Here is a 16893-nt window from a genome sequence, read left to right as displayed (position 1 = left end):
TGGTGTATTATCCCCAACAGCTTGCTTGTCGAAAGACACAGCAAGAACATTTTTGGGGAAAAGTAATAAGAGAAGCACCAGTAGCACAACCTACATCCCATCAACAGAAAGGCTCCTGAAATTCATCAGGGGCCTTTCTGTTGATAAGGTCAGATTCTGTTAAACCAGCATCTGAACACTGATATGGCAACAGTTGCGCTTATTGTGACCACTCCGTTGGTTTACGATCCCAGCGATGCTGCTTCAGTTCGTCCAGCAGGTCTTTAGGCAAGCCATTTCCATCGCTGGCGCTTAGATTAGATTTTACATGTGGTGCTTTGCGCATACCCGGAATGGTTGTGCTCACATCCGGATTGCTCAAAATGAACCGAAGTGCCATTTCCGGCATGGTCATACCTTGTGGCACCAGTGGTTTCAGGCGGTCGGCGTGGTTTACACTGGAATTTAGGTTCTCCGGCACAAAATAGGTGCTGCGCCAGTCTTCTTCCGGGAAGGTAGTTTCTTTCGTAAATGTTCCGGTCAGGGTGCCTTCATCAAACGGGACACGTGCAATTGTGGCGATGTCCAGTTCTCTGCAAAGCGGGAACAGTGTGTCTTCGGGCGCCTGATCAAAGATGTTGTAGATGACCTGTACGCTGCTGATATGGCCGGTGCGCAGGGTATTCAGCACATTCTCAGGCTCCCAACGGTTTACGCTCACGCCCATATGCTGAATCTTGCCTTCTGCTTTCAGCTTCTCCACTGCCCGTTGCCATTCCTCATTTTCAGCCCAGCCGTCTTCCCACACGTGAAACTGCTGCAGGTCGATGGTTTCCACTCCGAGATTTTTGAGGCTCTTCTCCGTGTATTCTATAATGTGATCTGCCGGAAAGCAGTCTTCCAGTTTATAATCTGGTTTGGATGGCCATTTCATGTTTTTGGGCGGTATCTTAGTGGCAACATATAGTCGCTGGTCCGGGTGGCGCTTCAGCAGGCGGCCCAGTATCTCCTCGCTTTTGCCGGCGCCGTAGCCCCAGGCAGTGTCAAAAAAGTTGCAGCCGCCTTCCACGGCAATATCCAGGGAGCGGTCTGATTGCTCGTCGTCAGAGTTCGTCCATCCTGCCATACCCCACATGCCATACCCGATTTCGCTTACTTTCCAGCCCGTGCGGCCAAATCTTCTATATTCCATAGTTGTTGTTAAAATGTAAAAGTAAATATAAGAAAAGCCTTTTGTATGTAAGAGGCCTCTGTCAGAACATACGCATGTTCTGCCTGTGCGGATAAAGCCGGGTAATGTTCTGTATAGGAAGACACTCTTTCTTTACTGTTTTTCACTTTATAACTTTAGCGCTAGCATAAAGTCGTCATTGCCATTTGTAGCCATGAACATACATACCTTTTTTCCTTCGGTAATGCATTTATAATTTTTTAAATTGAGGAAGATATAGCTTAGGGGGTAATCGCGGTATCAGCACCATGCCTTAACGTTGTTCAGAAGTATACCAATTATGTGCTGAGGCTAGAATTGAGTTACATGAATTTGCTTTGATGATACACTTACCTCCAACAATAGGTTGATGGAGAGCTAGCTTCGCATATTTGAATATGTTTTGTCGCAACTACTACTACTACTACTACTACTACTACTACTACTACTACTACTCATTAGCAGCGACACTTAAAAAAGGAAGTATGATAAGGAATTTACTTTTGCTGATTGTCGCATTCGTCGTTTGTGCCAGTGTGAACGCTCAAAAGCAGACCAGGCCAAACGTTATCATCATTTACATGGATGACATGGGCTATGGTGATATTGAGCCCTATGGCATGACAGGAGTATCTACAGCCAATTTTAACCGGGTTGCAAAAGAGGGGACACGTTTCACCCACTTCAATGCGGCGCAGGCTGTCTGTACTACTTCGCGAGCGGCCCTGCTTACCGGCACCTACCCCAACAGGTTAGGACTGGCTGGAGCTTTGCTCCCGGGGAGCAAAGTGGCGCTGAACCCGGAAGAAGAGACGATTGCTTCTTTGCTCAAAGCAGCCGGCTATAAAACCGCTATGCTCGGGAAGTGGCACCTGGGCAACAAGCCTCCATATTCTCCTGTCCACTATGGGTTCGACAGTTTTTACGGTATTCCCTATTCCAATGACATCTGGCCCATAGACTATGCCGGGAACCGCATTACGGATTCTTCGAATATGCGCGGAGGCTGGCCAGTTCTACCCGTGTACCAGGGAGATGTTGTGGTTGACTCCATCCTTACCTTACAGGGGCAGTCGCGTTTAACAACAGCGTTTACCGAAAGGGCGGTTGCCTTTATAAAGGAAAACAAGTCCAAACCGTTTTTTCTCTACCTGGCGCACCCCATGCCACACGTGCCGCTGGCCGCATCAGATAAATTCAGGGGGAAAAGTAAAATAGGCCTGTTCGGGGATGTGATACTGGAACTTGACTGGTCGTTAGGGGAGGTGCTGGAGGCGCTGGACCAGGAGAAGATAGCAGACAACACCCTGCTGATCGTTACCAGCGACAACGGCCCCTGGCTGAACTTCGGAGACAATGCCGGCTCGTCTGGCGGCTTTAAGGAAGGCAAGTCAACCTCATGGGAGGGAGGAACACGGGTTCCGATGCTGGTGCGTTGGCCAGGCAAAGTAGAGGCTGCCGGCGTTAACAGCCATCTTATGACAAACATGGACCTGCTGCCAACCATTGCGGCGGCAACAGGAGCCCCGCTTCCTGAAAAGAAAATCGACGGGATGAACTTCCTGCCGGTTTTACTTGGTAAAGCAGATGAAGGACCCCGGGAGGTGTTTTACTACTATTTCGGTAAGAACAGCCTGGAAGCTGTACGTTACCGGAACTGGAAGCTCGTACTACCGCATCCTTCCAACACCTACGCAGCGTTGCATGGCAAAGAGGGCACACCGGGCAAGATAGCAAGGGTGCAGGTTCCGATGGCGCTCTATAACCTGTCGCACGACCCCGGGGAGGATTATGACGTTCAGGAGCTGTACCCGGAGGTGGTCGCAAAAATAATGAGCCTTGCGGAGGAGGCACGAAAAGACTTAGGCGATGATCTGACAAACCGGGTGGGCGAGAATGTCAGGAAGCCAGCCATATTGCAGTAATGTTGTAAAGTGTGGTTGTGTAAAAAGAAAAATATATATGAATAAGTCGTATAGAATAGCCACAGCTGCTTTAGCTTTCTGCCTCTCCCTTTCTAGCCTTACAGGTTGCCAGTCTGGGCATGAGGAACAAGCCAAGGCAGCTGCAACTGGTAACGAAAGCGGGATAGCCGTATGCCAGCCTGAGGCGGGGCAGCAGTTTGCGAAACTTGCTGGAGTAGCTAGCAAGGGAGAAGGGCGAGTTGAAGAAACAACAGACACTGTTCCTTCGAAGATGGTCTGGATTCCGGGGGGCACCTTTGCCATGGGGGCGGAAGATGCCTCGTTTCCTGATGCAAAGCCGGTTCATGATGTAGCCCTGCGCGGCTTCTGGATGGATGAGCATGAGGTAACGAATGCTGAGTTTGCTGCGTTTGTGCAGGCCACCGGGTACGTAACAGTGGCGGAGCGGCCCCTGAACCCTGCTGATTTCCCTGGGGTGCCTGCTGATAAGTTAGTTCCCGGTTCCGGTGTGTTTGTGGCTACTGCCCAGCCGGTATCTTTGGATAATCCGCTTCAGTGGTGGCAGTATGTCCCCGGCGCCAGTTGGAGGAAGCCTTTAGGAAAGGGGAGTGCTGCCTTAGCACACCCCAATGAGCCTGTTGTGCATGTTTCCTATGAAGATGCGCTTGCCTATGCCACATGGGCAGGAAAGCGTTTGCCAACAGAGGCAGAATGGGAATATGCTGCGAGAGGCGGCAAAGAGCAGCAGCCATATTACTGGGGAGATGAGGTAAAGCCCGATGGAAAGTGGATGGCCAACATCTACCAGGGCCACTTCCCTGAACGCAACACAGGAGCGGATGGCTTTGTCGGGGCGGCCCCGGTCAAATCCTATCTTCCTAACCCCTACGGATTATATGATATGGACGGCAATGTGTGGGAGTGGTGCAGCGACTACTACCGGCCGGACTACTACCAGCACAGCACCAAAGAAAATCCCAAAGGCCCGGCCAGCAGTTATGATCCGGATGAGCCCGGAGCGGTAAAGCGGGTGCAGCGGGGAGGCTCTTACCTGTGCAGCGACCAATACTGCATCCGCTACAGGGCAGGCAGCCGTGGGAAAGGCGAAGTAACCAGCGGTTCCAGCAACCTCGGGTTCAGATGTGTGAAAGACGGCAGACCAGCTGGAACTCCTGACAAGCTTTTAAATTAATAACAGGGGTGACACTACTTTGCGTGCCAGATAAAAAAATAAAGCTTCGGTTCAACAGAACCGAAGTTTTATTTTGATATTTCAGACCATAAATGTCTTTAGTCCTTGTTTATCACTGCACTGATTTTAGCCTTTACAACAGGGTCGCTCTGGTAGGCTGCCATTATTTTTTCATATTGTTCTACAGTCAGACCTTCTTCTTGTATGGCCTCTTCCACTCTTTCTTTTGTTTCAGGCTGCATTTTTACAACACGCTGTGCTGCACTACTAAAGGCCGAAATCTCTTCCGTGCCCTCGGCAACCTCTTCAAGCTTTTGAGCCTGGTGTGCCTTGGCTAACTCATTAAACCTATCTACTGTCAGATTTTCACTCTCAATAGCGGAAATTAAAGAGTCGCGGCTGGCTTTCTGTATTTCTGTAACGGTTGAGTTTGCTTCCACAAACTTCTCTAGTACATCTTCAGAGAATTCTTCGGCTGATGCCTGTTCTTGTGTTTCAGTTTGAGGAGTTGTTGCCTGCTGCGCAAAAGCCGCATGACTAAAAGACATAGATGCTACTACAAATGCAGCTGCAATAGTCCCTTTCTTAATTAGTACCATAATGGAGTTTTTAGGATTGGGTTAAAAATAGTTTTAAACGATTGGGCACCTTTTTTATAACGAAAACATAAGTGAAAAAGCTACAAAAAATGCATAAAGAAGATCTTCACATGCCCACTCGTAGTTAAAATTAACCAATTACGGTGCCAAAGTCAAACCTTGCTTGCCAAATACATTGTGCCGGCACGACATTAAACCTCCCGAGAGCAGCACTTAAGGGATAGTTAAGTGCATCAGAAACAGGAACTCTTACGGCAGCAAATAATCAGGATGTTTCTGAAAGGGAAAGTGTGAGCACCTTTGCCTTTTACTTTGTCTCTGCTAATGCTTTATGTCTTTTCAATTTTGCAGGCTCCAGCGGGCTGGAATCCAAAGGCTGTTCCAGCATGCGTATTCCCGAAAACACACCGGCACCAATAGTACCAATACCGGCGCCTAACAATACTACTTCTGCCCCAAACAAATCGCTGAAGATTCCTGCTGCCACGGCACCTCCCACATAGCCGAAATCGCGCCAGAACCGGAAGATACCCATACTCTGCGACCGCTGGCTAGGGTGTGTGTTATCTGCCACCAAGGTAAGGAAGGTAGGGTATACCATGGCTGTTCCGACTCCAACGACTGCGAGGGCCAGTAGCATTAGGGCGTAAGAATTCGTAAAAAATAGCGCGGCAATGGCCATTCCCTGCAGTAACATGCCCAAACACAGCAACTTCTTTCTGGAGTAGGTATCCCCTAATTTTCCTGTAAACAGCTGTCCTATGCCCCAGACAGCAGGGTAGATACCAGCCAGAAATCCAATCTCCACCAGCGAATAACCTTTAGAGCTGAGCACCATGGGCAGTAACCCCCACAGTACCCCATCGTTTATTTTTGTCACAAAGCCGTTCAAGGTCACAGGACCTAGGTTAATATGGCGCCAGGTGGTGTCTTTCCAGACGTTTGACAATAATTGCACTCTGCTTATAGCTGCCTCTGCCTGCACATGTGCGTGGGTGTCGTGTACCACAAAAAGCACGAGCAGCACACCTGCCAGAGAGAAAGCAATGCCTGGCACGAAGGCATACGTCACCTCGCCGGTGGCGGAGGCAATATAGCCGGCCAGAAAGGAGGCAAGCCCCACCGCCAGGTAACCTGCAAACTCATTGATACCCATGGCCAGGCCACGGTTCTTTTCGCCCACCAGGTCTATTGTCATTACAATACTGGAGGTCCAGGCGAGGCCCTGGTTAATGCCCAGCAGCAGGTTGGCTGCCAGTACCCACCACCAGCTGTTAGCGTAAAGCAGGAGCCAGGGCACCGGCAGCGCAAAAAGCCAGCCAATCAGCAGCAATTGCCTGCGCGTTAAATGCATGGAGAGTTGTCCCATCACCAGGTTGGCTACTGACTTAGCCAGGCCAAATGCCACAATAAAAGAAAGAATAGCGGTGTGCCCGTTCAGGCTAAAGACGGTCTCGGCAAATTTTGGTATTACGGCTCGCTCCAGCCCCACCATAGCCCCAACAAATCCGGTCATCAACATCAGCAGCCAGAACTGACCTGCATTCTCCTTTAGGCCCGGTTGGGCAATTATTTTACTCATCGAATATTCTTAATTGATGCCCTACAGCCTTACAAAAGCTTTGTCCTATAAACAACGGCAACTTATACTGTAGTCAATAATCTTCAAAAGTAAGAGAATAAGCCTGCAACTGAAAGGTTTCTGCTCGTCAGTATTGAACAGGTTCCTTGAAATGACAGGAGTTCCTGGCACTGTACCTGAAATGGCGAAGCACTTGAGTTTAAGAATGAGAGGCCTGCACCGCATTGTTCTTTCCGTTTTCGCCTCATGCCTGTTCTTGTGGTTGAAATCAGAATATATCAACAACTTACGCAAAAGACAGGGTGTTCTGAGAAACCTTCTGCTTCCTGTTTATCCACCTTAACCCTCTTCTCCTATTACTTCTCTATATTTTTCTGCGATCGATTTTGGCTCTACCTTTCTTCCGTGGTTGTTGGCATAGGCCTTTGTTACTTCTGCGCCCAAAAGCAGAATTATGGAAGAGTAGAATACCCATAACAGCAGTACAACCAGTGAGCCCGCAGCGGCATAAATACCAATCAGTTGTACATTGCTCAGTACAAAATTTATTATCTGCTTTCCTATCAGAAAGAGGATGGAGGTGATTACTCCGCCTGCCAATGCATCCTTCCAAGCAATCTTGGCATCGGGTAAAACTTTATGAACTGCTGTGAAAAAAATTAAAATCACAGACAGGTAAAATAGGGTGTTAAATGTACGGATAGCAGGCGTGAGATACTCCTCAAAAACAGCTTGCAACTCCTCATTGAAAATAACGATTAACGTGTCAATCAGCAGGCTGATGGCAAGCAATAAGCCTAGGCCTACTACCATAGCCAACGCTATCAACCTATATTTCAGAAGCCTGAAGAAATTCACTCCCGATTTTACCTTTACCTGCCAGATTGCGTTCAGGCCTTTCTGCACCATAAAAAATATAATAGATGCACTTTGGATCACGACTATGATTCCGATAAGAACTCCCCAAAAGCCGGCAGGCACCTCCGTTGCATTTTCCAGAATGATATTTGCCTGTTCACCAGCCTCTTTGCTTATTAAGTTCGCTACATTTTTCTCTATTCGTTCTCTCACAGCCTCTTCTGCAAAGAAAATAGACCCTATAAGCGTAAGAACAATTAAGATGGCAGGCAGTGAGAAAATCATAAAAAAGGCAATGGCAGCACTATACACAATAGGCTGGTTACCCCTGAAATTACTTTTGGTGTCTTTTAGAATCTGCCAGGCTGTCTTAAAAAAATGTTTCACATGTAGTAGTTGTTACCCCTCAACAGGATAAGTGAACGAATTGCTTTTACTAAATAACGCGTACTTGCTCCAGGGGTTAATATCACGCAGTAGCTATTGGTTGAGTTAGATGAATAATAGTCGAGTCATTGAGCCAGTGCCTACTGGCAGCAACACTAAAAAGTATACCAGCAAATTTGGTTTTAGCCTATTTCCTGAGATAGCGAAACTATACAGAGAAGTTGTACTTACAGGTAACATCATGTAATTGTGATATCAAAAAAAAAGCCCCCGCAAGGCGAAGGCTTTTTAACAATAGGATTACCTATTCGTTCACTAGTCTTTAGAAGCGTTGCCGCCTTTTTCATTCATTCATACAATGCCTGTCTGGCCTTGTGCATTGGTCACCGTTAAATCATAAGCTGCACTGCCTTTAGTTTCTCCTGCGGCAGATACGATCCTATACAGCCAATATTTATTTCTATCACTTCGCAGAGCTGTTTTCACAGGCTCTGGTAGTTGTTCTTGTGTTATTTTTCTTTCTGCTCTTGTCTAACCGGGTTTTACGCTTGCCGGATGGAAGTCTGAATGCTTGCACTATGAGAGAATGACCTACAGATGCGGTAGCTGTAGCTAAACTATATTTTTTCTTAGTCGTGTTCTTTTGTACTTCCTCATTTATTAGCATAATCGTGCCAAATACTATATCTAATTTCAAGATGTTGTTGTATAGGTTATTAAGGCAAGATGATGAGGGCTGGGCTATGTGTGGAAGGCCTGCGTTGTTGTGTATGTTCGCCACATATTGTAGAATATTTCCACAACGTGTGGAGATGAGTTCAGGGTTTTCTACGCATCTTTTCCTATGCTTTGCGGTGGCACGTTTATTTGTTTATGCTATATTCGCTTATTAACCTGTGACACCAAACCTGCTCTTTTGTTCGGGTCGTAGTGTTTTATCGTACCTAATACTCTGGAAGGTAAAATCCAGACGCCTGAATGATAAAGTGCTTGTTCACATTGCAGGCATTCTTGTTCTTTTTAAACCAGGAACTTATTTTAATTTATAACAGACAACGCTATGCTTTCTACTAATCCCTCCATTCTCTCTACTCTTCAGAACACGCAATCTGCTGTTGATTGGCAGCAACTTTTAGTGTCTATCATAAAAGCGTTTAATTGCACCACCGGTACGATTCATACCCTCGATAAGAATACCGGGCTGCTGACGCTAAAGGCCCATGAAGGCATACCGCCCTTTCTGCTACCTAAAATGAATGCGATACCTATAGGCAAGGGGATGGCCGGAATTGCTGCAGAACGCAAAGAGCCAGTAGAAATGTGTAACCTGCAGACAGATGGCTCTGGCGTGGCGCGACCTGCTGCTAAGGAGACAAAGGTAGAGGGTTCTATTGCGGTGCCGATGTTGCTTAACGGGGAATTATACGGCACATTAGGTATAGCTAAACCGGTTTCTTATGATTTTACAGAGGAGGAAACTAAAGACCTGCTGCGGATAGGGGAGGAGATGAGCCGCTACATTTCTGCCAACCCAGCACAGGCTTCTGCTTAGGCTTAAAACTAAGTTTATTGAACTTTGCTGTGGGAGTAGCAGTATTAAGCCTCCCATAGCAAGGGCTCAATCTACTTTATGAGAAGCGCAGTTGTTTCTCAGTTTGTTCTGTTCTTTTAGGAGGTAAGCTAACCGTATTGACTATCGTTGGTTCTGCTTCCACGTACCAGTGTGTAACAGCAGTTTTCCAATAAGGCATGTATTGTTGATGCCGGACACATTCTACGCATCATCCCCGAATTGTTCCGATCCAATCTGCTGCATCTTCGAAGGTGATGAATTGTTCAACTTCAATAGCAGAAGTATGCGTTTCCTTCAGACGGCTTGATATATTTTCGAACATGATAATGCTCTCCGAGTCTTTTTCGATGATGCGTGCAATTTTCTTCAGTGAGCTGCCTAGCAGGGAAAGAGCTACCTGATATAAAATAGGCTTTTGCACTTGTGTGGGAAAGCCGGTTAGTAATTTGGAGTCAGCTATCCAACATTCTACAGCATGGCTCTTTATTAATTTGACACACAAGTCACATACCTCCTGGTACTCCGCTGCAGAAGGTTTTAGTTTCCACTCCGTATACATCAGTTTCACGTCAAAGTCTATCCAAAGACGAAAATTAGCTCTCTCTACCTCAAAAATGTTTTCGGGCAGTATCAACGTGCTCCTGACAAGTACAGACTCTCCCATTGCAGCAACCATATAAAAGCAGTTATAAATAAAAACAAGATAGTTTATTTATTTATAATAAATAATATTTTATTCATATTAATTGTGAGTGACCACTTTTAATAAGTTTAACAATAAACAGGTCAGAACTACAAAATATATAAGAAGCCTTCAGCCTTTTACACTGCTTCTTTGTTATGGAAGATCCTTACCCTGAGGCGTTTGTTTATTGTGCCCTGGTAAATAAAATCCTGCTGTTTAAAGTATGACTGTATCAGCTTTAGGAAAGAAATGGCGAAGTGGCGATACATCTAAACTGGAAATTTTTGAAGGAAGCTTGTTATGGCTTTAAGCTACAAAAGGAAATTTGTAAGAATACACTTTATACAGTTGGCCTAAAGGCAGGCAAGCGCATGTGATATTTTGTTATGAGCAAGTAACAGAAGCTTGACCTTCCGGGGGGGGGCATTTATTTCAATCATGTTCCTTCTACGAGCACAGGCTGAAGAATTGTGTCAATCTTCCGGGACAAAGGGTGCAATGTAGTCTCTTTAGAAATACAAAAAGGGAAGCGCCACTACAGGCGCTTCCCTTTTTGTATTTCTAAAGAGACCTATTCTTATTTTCTTGATTGCGGTTCAGGAACCGGGAAACCACGGTCACGCATCAAGGCGTCTATCTTTGCATCCCGGCCACGGAACAGGCGATAAGCCTCTGCTGGGTCCATGGAGTTTCTTGGGGCAAACAGGTATTTCACCAATCGGGCAGCTACATCTTTGTCGTAGAAGCCGCCGGGTGCCTCTTCAAAAGCTTCGGCTGCATCTGAGGTTAATACATCAGCCCAAAGGTATCCATAATATCCTGTCGCATATCCTTCTCCAGAGAAAACGTGCCCGAAGTGCGGCGAACGGTGTCGCATCACAATTTCTTTGGGCATATTCAAGGTTGTCAGTGTTTCCCTTTCGAACTTGTCAGGGTCTATATCTGCAGGGTCAGCCAAGTGGTACTTCATGTCCATCAGGGCAGAAGCTAAGAATTCTGTCGTTCCAAACCCTTGGTTAAAGGTGGAGGCTTTCTTGATTTTAGCCACCAGTTCATCCGGCATGGGCTCACCTGTTTTATGGTGCTTTAAGAACTGGTCGATTACCTTGTCTGTAGACAACCAGCGCTCCAATAGTTGCGATTGGAACTCTGTATAGTCTCTTACACCACTGTTCAGCGTAGGGTACTTAACATTCGAGGCCAGGAAGTGCAACGCATGTCCGAACTCATGGAAGAAGGTAGTAGCATCGTCCCAAGAAACCAACACCGGCTCACCCGGAGCTGGCTTTATGAAGTTGGAGTTGTTGGACGCTAACACGGTTTCCTTGCCATCAAAGGTGGTATGGCTGCGGTAAGGGGATGCCCAGGCGCCGGAACGCTTGCCTTGGCGAGCGAACGGGTCCAGGTACCAAAGGCCGATATGTTCGCCGGTGGTTTTGTCTGTCACCTCCCATACCTTCACATCTTCATGAAACACCGGCACTGAGCCTTCCGGAACGGGCTGGAAATCATAATTGAAAAGCTCTCTGGCCGTGAAGAACAAAGCCTGTGTCAGGTTGTCCAACTGCAGGTACTGTTTCACTTCATCAGAGTCCAGGTCATACTTTTGCTTGCGCACCTTTTCAGCGTAGTAACGGTAATCCCAAGGCTCGATAGTAATCTTTTTGCCACTGGCATCTGCCACTGCCTGCATGTCTGCCACTTCTTCTGTTACTCTGGCAAGGGCAGCCGGCCATACGGCATTCATCAGTTCCATAGCGTTTTCAGGATTCTTTGCCATACGGTTCTGCAGGCGCCATTCCGCAAAATTGTCATAGCCCATCAGTTTGACACGCTCATTTCTCAGTTGCAGGATTTTTGCAATATTCTCGTTGTTGTCATACTCATCGGCATTGTCGGCACGGGAATAATAGTTGTTCCATACCTGCTCCCTCAACTCTCTTTCATCAGAGTAAGTAAGGAACTGGTCCATAGACGAGCGGGTGTTGGTAACAGCATACTTGCCTTCCTGGCCGCGGTCGGCTGCAGCTTTTGCCGATGCTTTTACAAAAGACTCCGGTAAACCACTCAGTTGGTCTTTTGTCAGGTAAACCACATACTTCTCCTCATCTGCTAAGATGTTATTCGAGAACTTAGTGTAGAGGGAAGAGAGCTCTTTGTTGATAGCGGCATAACGTTCCTTCGCGGCGGCATCCAATTCAGCACCTTCCATGGCAAAGCCTTCATACACCAGTTGTACCACACGCTGCTGGTCAGCTGGCAAAGGGTTCTTCTGTGCGTTATCATATACTGTTTTGATGCGCTGGAAAAGCTTCTCATTCTGCGAAATCTTAGAGGAGAACTCAGAAATCTTAGGAGCCAGTTCAGCTTGGATTGCTCTGAACTCCGGAGATGAGATGTTACTGCTCCAGATGCCATAGTATGTAAAAGCCCTGTTCAGTTCTTCGCCTGCTCTTTCCATGGCTTCGATGGTATTCTCGAAGGTGGCAGGAGCCGGGTTATTAGCGATGGCATCTATTTCTGCTAACTGTAATGCCATGCCTTTCTCCATGGCTGGCTTTAAATCAGCCAGCTTCATCTTATCAAAAGCAGGAACCCCACCGTAAGGCCCGGTCCACTCAGCCAGTAAAGAATTGTCTGTGTTTTGCTTTTGTTCCATTGTTGTTTGCGTTTGTTGTGAAGCTACCTGCGTTTGGGTGGAGGTACAGCCAACGAAAGCCAGCATCACAAGCAAGCTTGATTTTTTGCCTGTGTAAATAAATTTATTTCCCATTAATACTTTATGAAGTGAAAGATTAAGGCCTTGTTCAGGCCCTGTGAATGTTACTAATCAACAAAGATACTAAAAAGAGAACAGCCTTCTGAAAACTCACAGCGTAGGCAATTGCAGCAAAGGCTTACAACATATTTCCATGGATATAGCTTCTTTGGATTTTCAGGTGCTCCTGCTGTTATGCTCCAGAACCAGTGAACACCCAGGTTTTGCACATTACAGTGCAAAAAGCTTACCAAAGGCAATCTGCAGCAAGAAGGCCTCTCCAGCTGTGAGGGGTATGCTAAATAAAATTAAGTTGATGCGCTTTCCATGTCTATACTATTGCTAGCACCTCCTATTCAATCAACTAACTGCGCGTATAGCCGGGCGAGCGTTTCCTGGGGTGCAACACACAAACCCGGATGAACTGGTGACGTTTGTACGATCGTGCTGCGGGTAGCGGTTAGCCAGCGAAAACGTGATGCGATGGGAAGCTGTCCAATTGCTCCGCCTTCCCTGCGACCAGCGCAAATGCGCTCGAAGGCATGAAGGCGTTCCTGAAGTTCCTGCGTGTCTATGTTGGGGGAGAAAGCGCGAAGGCGGTCCTCATTCAGTTTGTACAGCGTCTGCAAAAAGCCCTGGGAGGCGCAGTAAACAACAACTCCGACATTTATAAACTCTTCACGTTCTACACAGGGCACCACGCGAATAACGGCGTACTCAAATAAGTGCTTTTCTTGCATGCTGCGCTTCTTTGATAAAATTTTCGGTATGGGCAAGTCGTATTTCCAGGAACCGGACGTAAGCGGCCCGGTGCTCATCGGTCGTCTCAAAAGGGGAGTCGCCGGTAAGCCAATCCTCCGGGATCAAGGCGACGATGGAGCGGATACGCTCGGGGCTAAGAATCGTGCGAAAAGCTGTGTCCACAGTATCCAATTCACTGGCCTGAGGCAGCAGCACATGATCTTTTACCTGTATAAATGGCCGTCTGGCCTGCTCCTCCACGTCTGGCCAGGAATGATGAAAGTAGAGTGAAGCGCCGTGGTCAATCAGCCACAGTTCCTTGTGCCACATCAGCATATTAGTGTTGCGGGGGGTGCGGTCTACATTCGTTATCAGGCAATCAAACCAGACTATTTGGGAGGCAAGTGTAGCATCGACAGTTGTCACCAAAGCATCAAATGTAATGGAACCGGACAAGTAATGAAGCCCGAGGTTGAGACCCTCGCTGAAGCGGAGCAAATCCTGAATTTCTTCGTCAGGCTCTGTTCGCCCAAAGCTTTCGTCTAAGGTTGCAAAAACAATTTCTGGCACCCGAAAGCCAAGCGCGCGGGCAAGTTCGCCGGCAATAAGTTCGGCAATAAGCGCTTTCACGCCTTGTCCTGCGCCACGAAACTTCAGCACGTATAGAAATTCATCGTCAGCTTCCACAATGGCAGGTAGTGAGCCGCCCTCACGCAAAGGTGTGACATAACGGGTCACATCAACGGTCCGAATTTCTGGTGGACTATACTTCATAAAAGCTTTAAATCTATAGAAAGCATTTAGCCAGAGTGCTAGTAGCATTTGGCGCTAATCTCAGCCAGTAGAGTCAGGGCTCCTTTTGCCGTCGCATTACCTCGATACTCGGACGAAAGGTATGTGGAGAAGCCTTTTTTCTCCTGCTGGCTTATACCTGCAATATAAGGAAAACCTGCCACTCTTGTCCCTGCACTGGGGTGGGCGCAACTGTTTCTGATTTATCGTTTATGCTTATATCTAGCTTCGGAGAAACATGTGAAGATATGGTGGTAGGCGTCTTACATTCGAAGGATCTGCTACTACCTTAACTGTAACAAAAGTCTGAACGCCTGCAAAGGAGCTTGAGCTTTTGCTTTCCTGCTTGTGATATATTGTATTTTTCAACTTGTGTTGTGTATATTCTCATCAAGTTCAAGTGCTTCGAAATTTCCTTGTACCTTGAATTATGGAGCTGAACATTGAAAGGCATCACAGGTTTATTGAGTGAAAATTTACTTGAAGGCTTTATCCATGTTTGCTGCTTATTTAATAATGTTATTCAGTTGCTGGATTATAAATGAACAAGGTGCCACACTTACGCCATAACAATTATGAAACAAGCTTCCTCCATTTCAGTTACCTGCTTGTATGTACTTTTGCTGTCGCTGTGTTTGAGTGCCTGCAACTCCTGCCAGGCCCAGAAAGAGCAAGCAGTCAGCGATGGCTATTCCTCTAAAGTGCCCCACTCTGATGGCACAGGTAAAGTATATCTGGGGCGCGAGATCGCAGGCATCATGGGGGCTGGAGGTGGAAGATGGCTGGAGCGAAACTCACGGCAGGAGGAGGAGAACGTGACTTTAGCCATTGAAAACATGGAACTGAGCACGCAAAGCGTGGTCGCAGACATTGGTGCAGGTACGGGCTATTATACCTTCAGAATTGCTCCTAAAGTGCCCGCAGGAGAAGTTTATGCTGTAGATGTGCAGGATGCTTTTATCTCGGCATTAAATGAGCAGAAAAAGGAACTTGGTTTATCTAATGTAGAGGTGGTGAAAGGAGGAAGCCAAAGTCCAAATCTTCCGGATGCTTCAATAGATCTGGCTATTATGGTAGATGTATATCATGAACTGGAGTATCCACAGGAGATGCTACAGGCAATTCATAAAGCCTTGAGGCCTGATGGCAAATTACTCCTCCTTGAATACCGCGCCGAAGACACCAGTATACCTATAAAGGAGCTGCACAAGATGAGTGTAAGTCAGGTGAATAAAGAGTTGGACGCTAATGGTTTTCAGTTATACAGGCAGGAAGACTTTTTGCCGATACAGCATTTTCTCATTTATGAGAAAGCAGTAGAGTAGAGGGAGGTAGGTTTCTTTCATGCAAAAAGCAGTTGCTGCTGCCCTGCCTTTATTCTGTATTATAAAACCGGCTTTTCATTTAATGCTTCTGTTTCTCCTGTGACAGCTTTTCAATCTAGTAATATAGATAAAGGTGTATCAGTAGAGATTTTTTTATATAGTAAGTGAGTAATTACTTTGAATTTGTTAACTTAATATGCTAAAGTATAGAAAATTATGTAGGGTACATTGTACCTGTAGAACAAGAAGAATATGCATACTACAGTATTTAAATTCGAAGAGGGGAGTCCTTACATCAACAGCAGACGTCCTATTGGCTTAGAAATCCACAACAGGTTACTGTGGCAGGCCATGCGGCTTGCGAAGACAGGCAAGCGGATATTTAAGCAGGGACTGGTCGTTTACACTCCGATTCCAGCTTACCTCAGTAGCCCCACTACGCTAGAGATATACTGGGACTTTAAAAGCTCGGAAGAGTATGACAATCAAGTTAGTTAATCTAATTTGAATAAGTGAAGCATTTCTCTTCAGCTTAGTTGTGATGCACTATTTCTGAAAGCCTAGGGAATGATATGAAATGGTTAAAGGCAACTGTCACTACTGCGCCTGAACTGGGTGTCTTTTGTGAGATAATCTTATCATCCACTATTGTACTAAACCTAAAGCATTTATTCCTGTTACTTATAAAGAAGCACATACAACAGTATAAACTGAGGGAAAAAAGAGGAGATATATGAGGTTTTTACCGACGCGTTTTCATGGAATGTTAGACTATATAGTAGGACCTATGCTGATAGCATCTCCATGGCTAATAGGTTTCAAAGAAGTAGAAGTTGCCAGTTGGACTGCTGTGCTTGCAGGTGTTTTGGTATTCATGCAAACAGCTTTTACAGACATAGAGGTCGGTATTGTAAAAAAAACATCTATGAGCACACATCTAATGTTTGATGTCTTCATAGGTGTCATACTGGCCGTCTCACCTTTGCTTTTCGACTTCGCGCAACGAATATACATGCCGCATCTAATTTTTGGTTTATACCTTATATTATCAGCATTCATAACACATCGTGTTCCTGCTGCCTCTTACCAAACAACAGAACCAGAGATTGAAGGGTGGGAAAACTAGTTTGAACTTAACTGAGTAGGGAAGCCCCCAAACGCAAGAACGCCCCCTGCTATCTCTAACAGGGGGCGTCTTTTTGTAGGGTTGGCGGCCACCTACTCTCCCGGGTGTGACCCCAGTACCATCGGCGCGTCCGGGCTTAACTTCTCTGTTCGGGATGGGAA

Annotated in this window: 14 protein-coding genes and 1 rRNA gene; 6 read left to right on the top strand and 9 right to left on the bottom strand. The window is 46.4% G+C overall.

Features of this window, described 5'->3' with window-relative positions; genetic code table 11:
• Positions 1 to 199: 199 nt before the first annotated feature.
• Complete coding sequence (locus E1919_RS15455) at positions 200 to 1171, bottom strand: aldo/keto reductase (protein WP_162054308.1); 972 nt, start codon at positions 1169 to 1171, stop codon at positions 200 to 202.
• 416 nt (positions 1172 to 1587) lie between these two features.
• Between E1919_RS15455 and E1919_RS15450 the strand changes: the two genes are divergently transcribed.
• Both E1919_RS15450 and E1919_RS15445 read left to right on the top strand, forming a co-directional pair.
• Complete coding sequence (locus E1919_RS15450; protein WP_237144474.1) at positions 1588 to 3114, top strand: sulfatase family protein; 1527 nt, start codon at positions 1588 to 1590, stop codon at positions 3112 to 3114.
• A 37-nt stretch (positions 3115 to 3151) separates the two neighbouring features.
• Positions 3152 to 4306: a formylglycine-generating enzyme family protein gene (locus E1919_RS15445; protein ID WP_162054307.1), complete on the top strand. Its 1155-nt coding sequence runs from the start codon at positions 3152 to 3154 to the stop codon at positions 4304 to 4306.
• A gap of 98 nt (positions 4307 to 4404) precedes the next feature.
• Here E1919_RS15445 and E1919_RS15440 read toward each other — a convergent pair whose 3' ends face one another.
• The 3 genes from E1919_RS15440 to E1919_RS15430 form a co-directional block, all read right to left on the bottom strand.
• The gene (locus E1919_RS15440; protein WP_162054306.1) at positions 4405 to 4905 is read right to left on the bottom strand and encodes a DUF4168 domain-containing protein; all 501 of its coding nucleotides are present in this window, start codon (positions 4903 to 4905) and stop codon (positions 4405 to 4407) included.
• Positions 4906 to 5212: 307 nt separating this feature from the next.
• The gene (locus E1919_RS15435) at positions 5213 to 6487 is read right to left on the bottom strand and encodes an MFS transporter (protein ID WP_162054305.1); all 1275 of its coding nucleotides are present in this window, start codon (positions 6485 to 6487) and stop codon (positions 5213 to 5215) included.
• 339 nt (positions 6488 to 6826) lie between these two features.
• Entirely contained in the window at positions 6827 to 7732 is a 906-nt protein-coding gene (locus E1919_RS15430) for a YihY/virulence factor BrkB family protein (RefSeq protein WP_162054304.1), read from the bottom strand.
• A gap of 1060 nt (positions 7733 to 8792) precedes the next feature.
• Between E1919_RS15430 and E1919_RS15425 the strand changes: the two genes are divergently transcribed.
• Complete coding sequence (locus tag E1919_RS15425; RefSeq protein WP_162054303.1) at positions 8793 to 9284, top strand: GAF domain-containing protein; 492 nt, start codon at positions 8793 to 8795, stop codon at positions 9282 to 9284.
• A gap of 229 nt (positions 9285 to 9513) precedes the next feature.
• Here E1919_RS15425 and E1919_RS15420 read toward each other — a convergent pair whose 3' ends face one another.
• From E1919_RS15420 to E1919_RS15405, 4 genes are all read right to left on the bottom strand, one after another.
• Positions 9514 to 9981, bottom strand: coding sequence for a hypothetical protein (locus E1919_RS15420; RefSeq protein WP_162054302.1), 468 nt, complete (start codon positions 9979 to 9981; stop codon positions 9514 to 9516).
• A 586-nt stretch (positions 9982 to 10567) separates the two neighbouring features.
• A complete protein-coding gene (locus E1919_RS15415; RefSeq protein WP_237144461.1) occupies positions 10568 to 12649 on the bottom strand; it encodes a M3 family metallopeptidase in 2082 nt (693 codons plus the stop codon).
• Between the two features lie 455 nt (positions 12650 to 13104).
• Positions 13105 to 13488, bottom strand: coding sequence for a DUF3037 domain-containing protein (locus tag E1919_RS15410; RefSeq protein WP_162054301.1), 384 nt, complete (start codon positions 13486 to 13488; stop codon positions 13105 to 13107).
• A complete protein-coding gene (locus E1919_RS15405; protein ID WP_162054300.1) occupies positions 13466 to 14263 on the bottom strand; it encodes a HipA family kinase in 798 nt (265 codons plus the stop codon). Before E1919_RS15405 ends, E1919_RS15410 begins: the two co-directional genes overlap by 23 nt.
• Positions 14264 to 14856: 593 nt before the next feature.
• Between E1919_RS15405 and E1919_RS15400 the strand changes: the two genes are divergently transcribed.
• The 3 genes from E1919_RS15400 to E1919_RS15390 all read left to right on the top strand — a co-directional run bounded on the left by E1919_RS15400 (position 14857) and on the right by E1919_RS15390 (position 16732).
• Complete coding sequence (locus E1919_RS15400; protein ID WP_162054299.1) at positions 14857 to 15606, top strand: class I SAM-dependent methyltransferase; 750 nt, start codon at positions 14857 to 14859, stop codon at positions 15604 to 15606.
• A gap of 252 nt (positions 15607 to 15858) precedes the next feature.
• Positions 15859 to 16104: a hypothetical protein gene (locus tag E1919_RS15395; RefSeq protein ID WP_162054298.1), complete on the top strand. Its 246-nt coding sequence runs from the start codon at positions 15859 to 15861 to the stop codon at positions 16102 to 16104.
• 235 nt (positions 16105 to 16339) lie between these two features.
• Positions 16340 to 16732 (top strand): SPW repeat domain-containing protein, encoded by a 393-nt coding sequence (locus E1919_RS15390; RefSeq protein WP_162054297.1) that lies wholly within the window; start codon positions 16340 to 16342, stop codon positions 16730 to 16732.
• 79 nt (positions 16733 to 16811) lie between these two features.
• Here the strand turns inward: E1919_RS15390 and rrf are convergent.
• Positions 16812 to 16893, bottom strand: a 5S ribosomal RNA gene (gene rrf / locus E1919_RS15385); the annotation flags it as partial.

Origin of the sequence: Pontibacter pamirensis, from assembly GCF_010015475.1 — a bacterium.
Taxonomy (GTDB): domain Bacteria; phylum Bacteroidota; class Bacteroidia; order Cytophagales; family Hymenobacteraceae; genus Pontibacter; species Pontibacter pamirensis.
The sequence above is the reverse complement of the archived record's forward strand: the minus strand, read 5'-3'. Positions and strand labels throughout refer to the sequence as shown.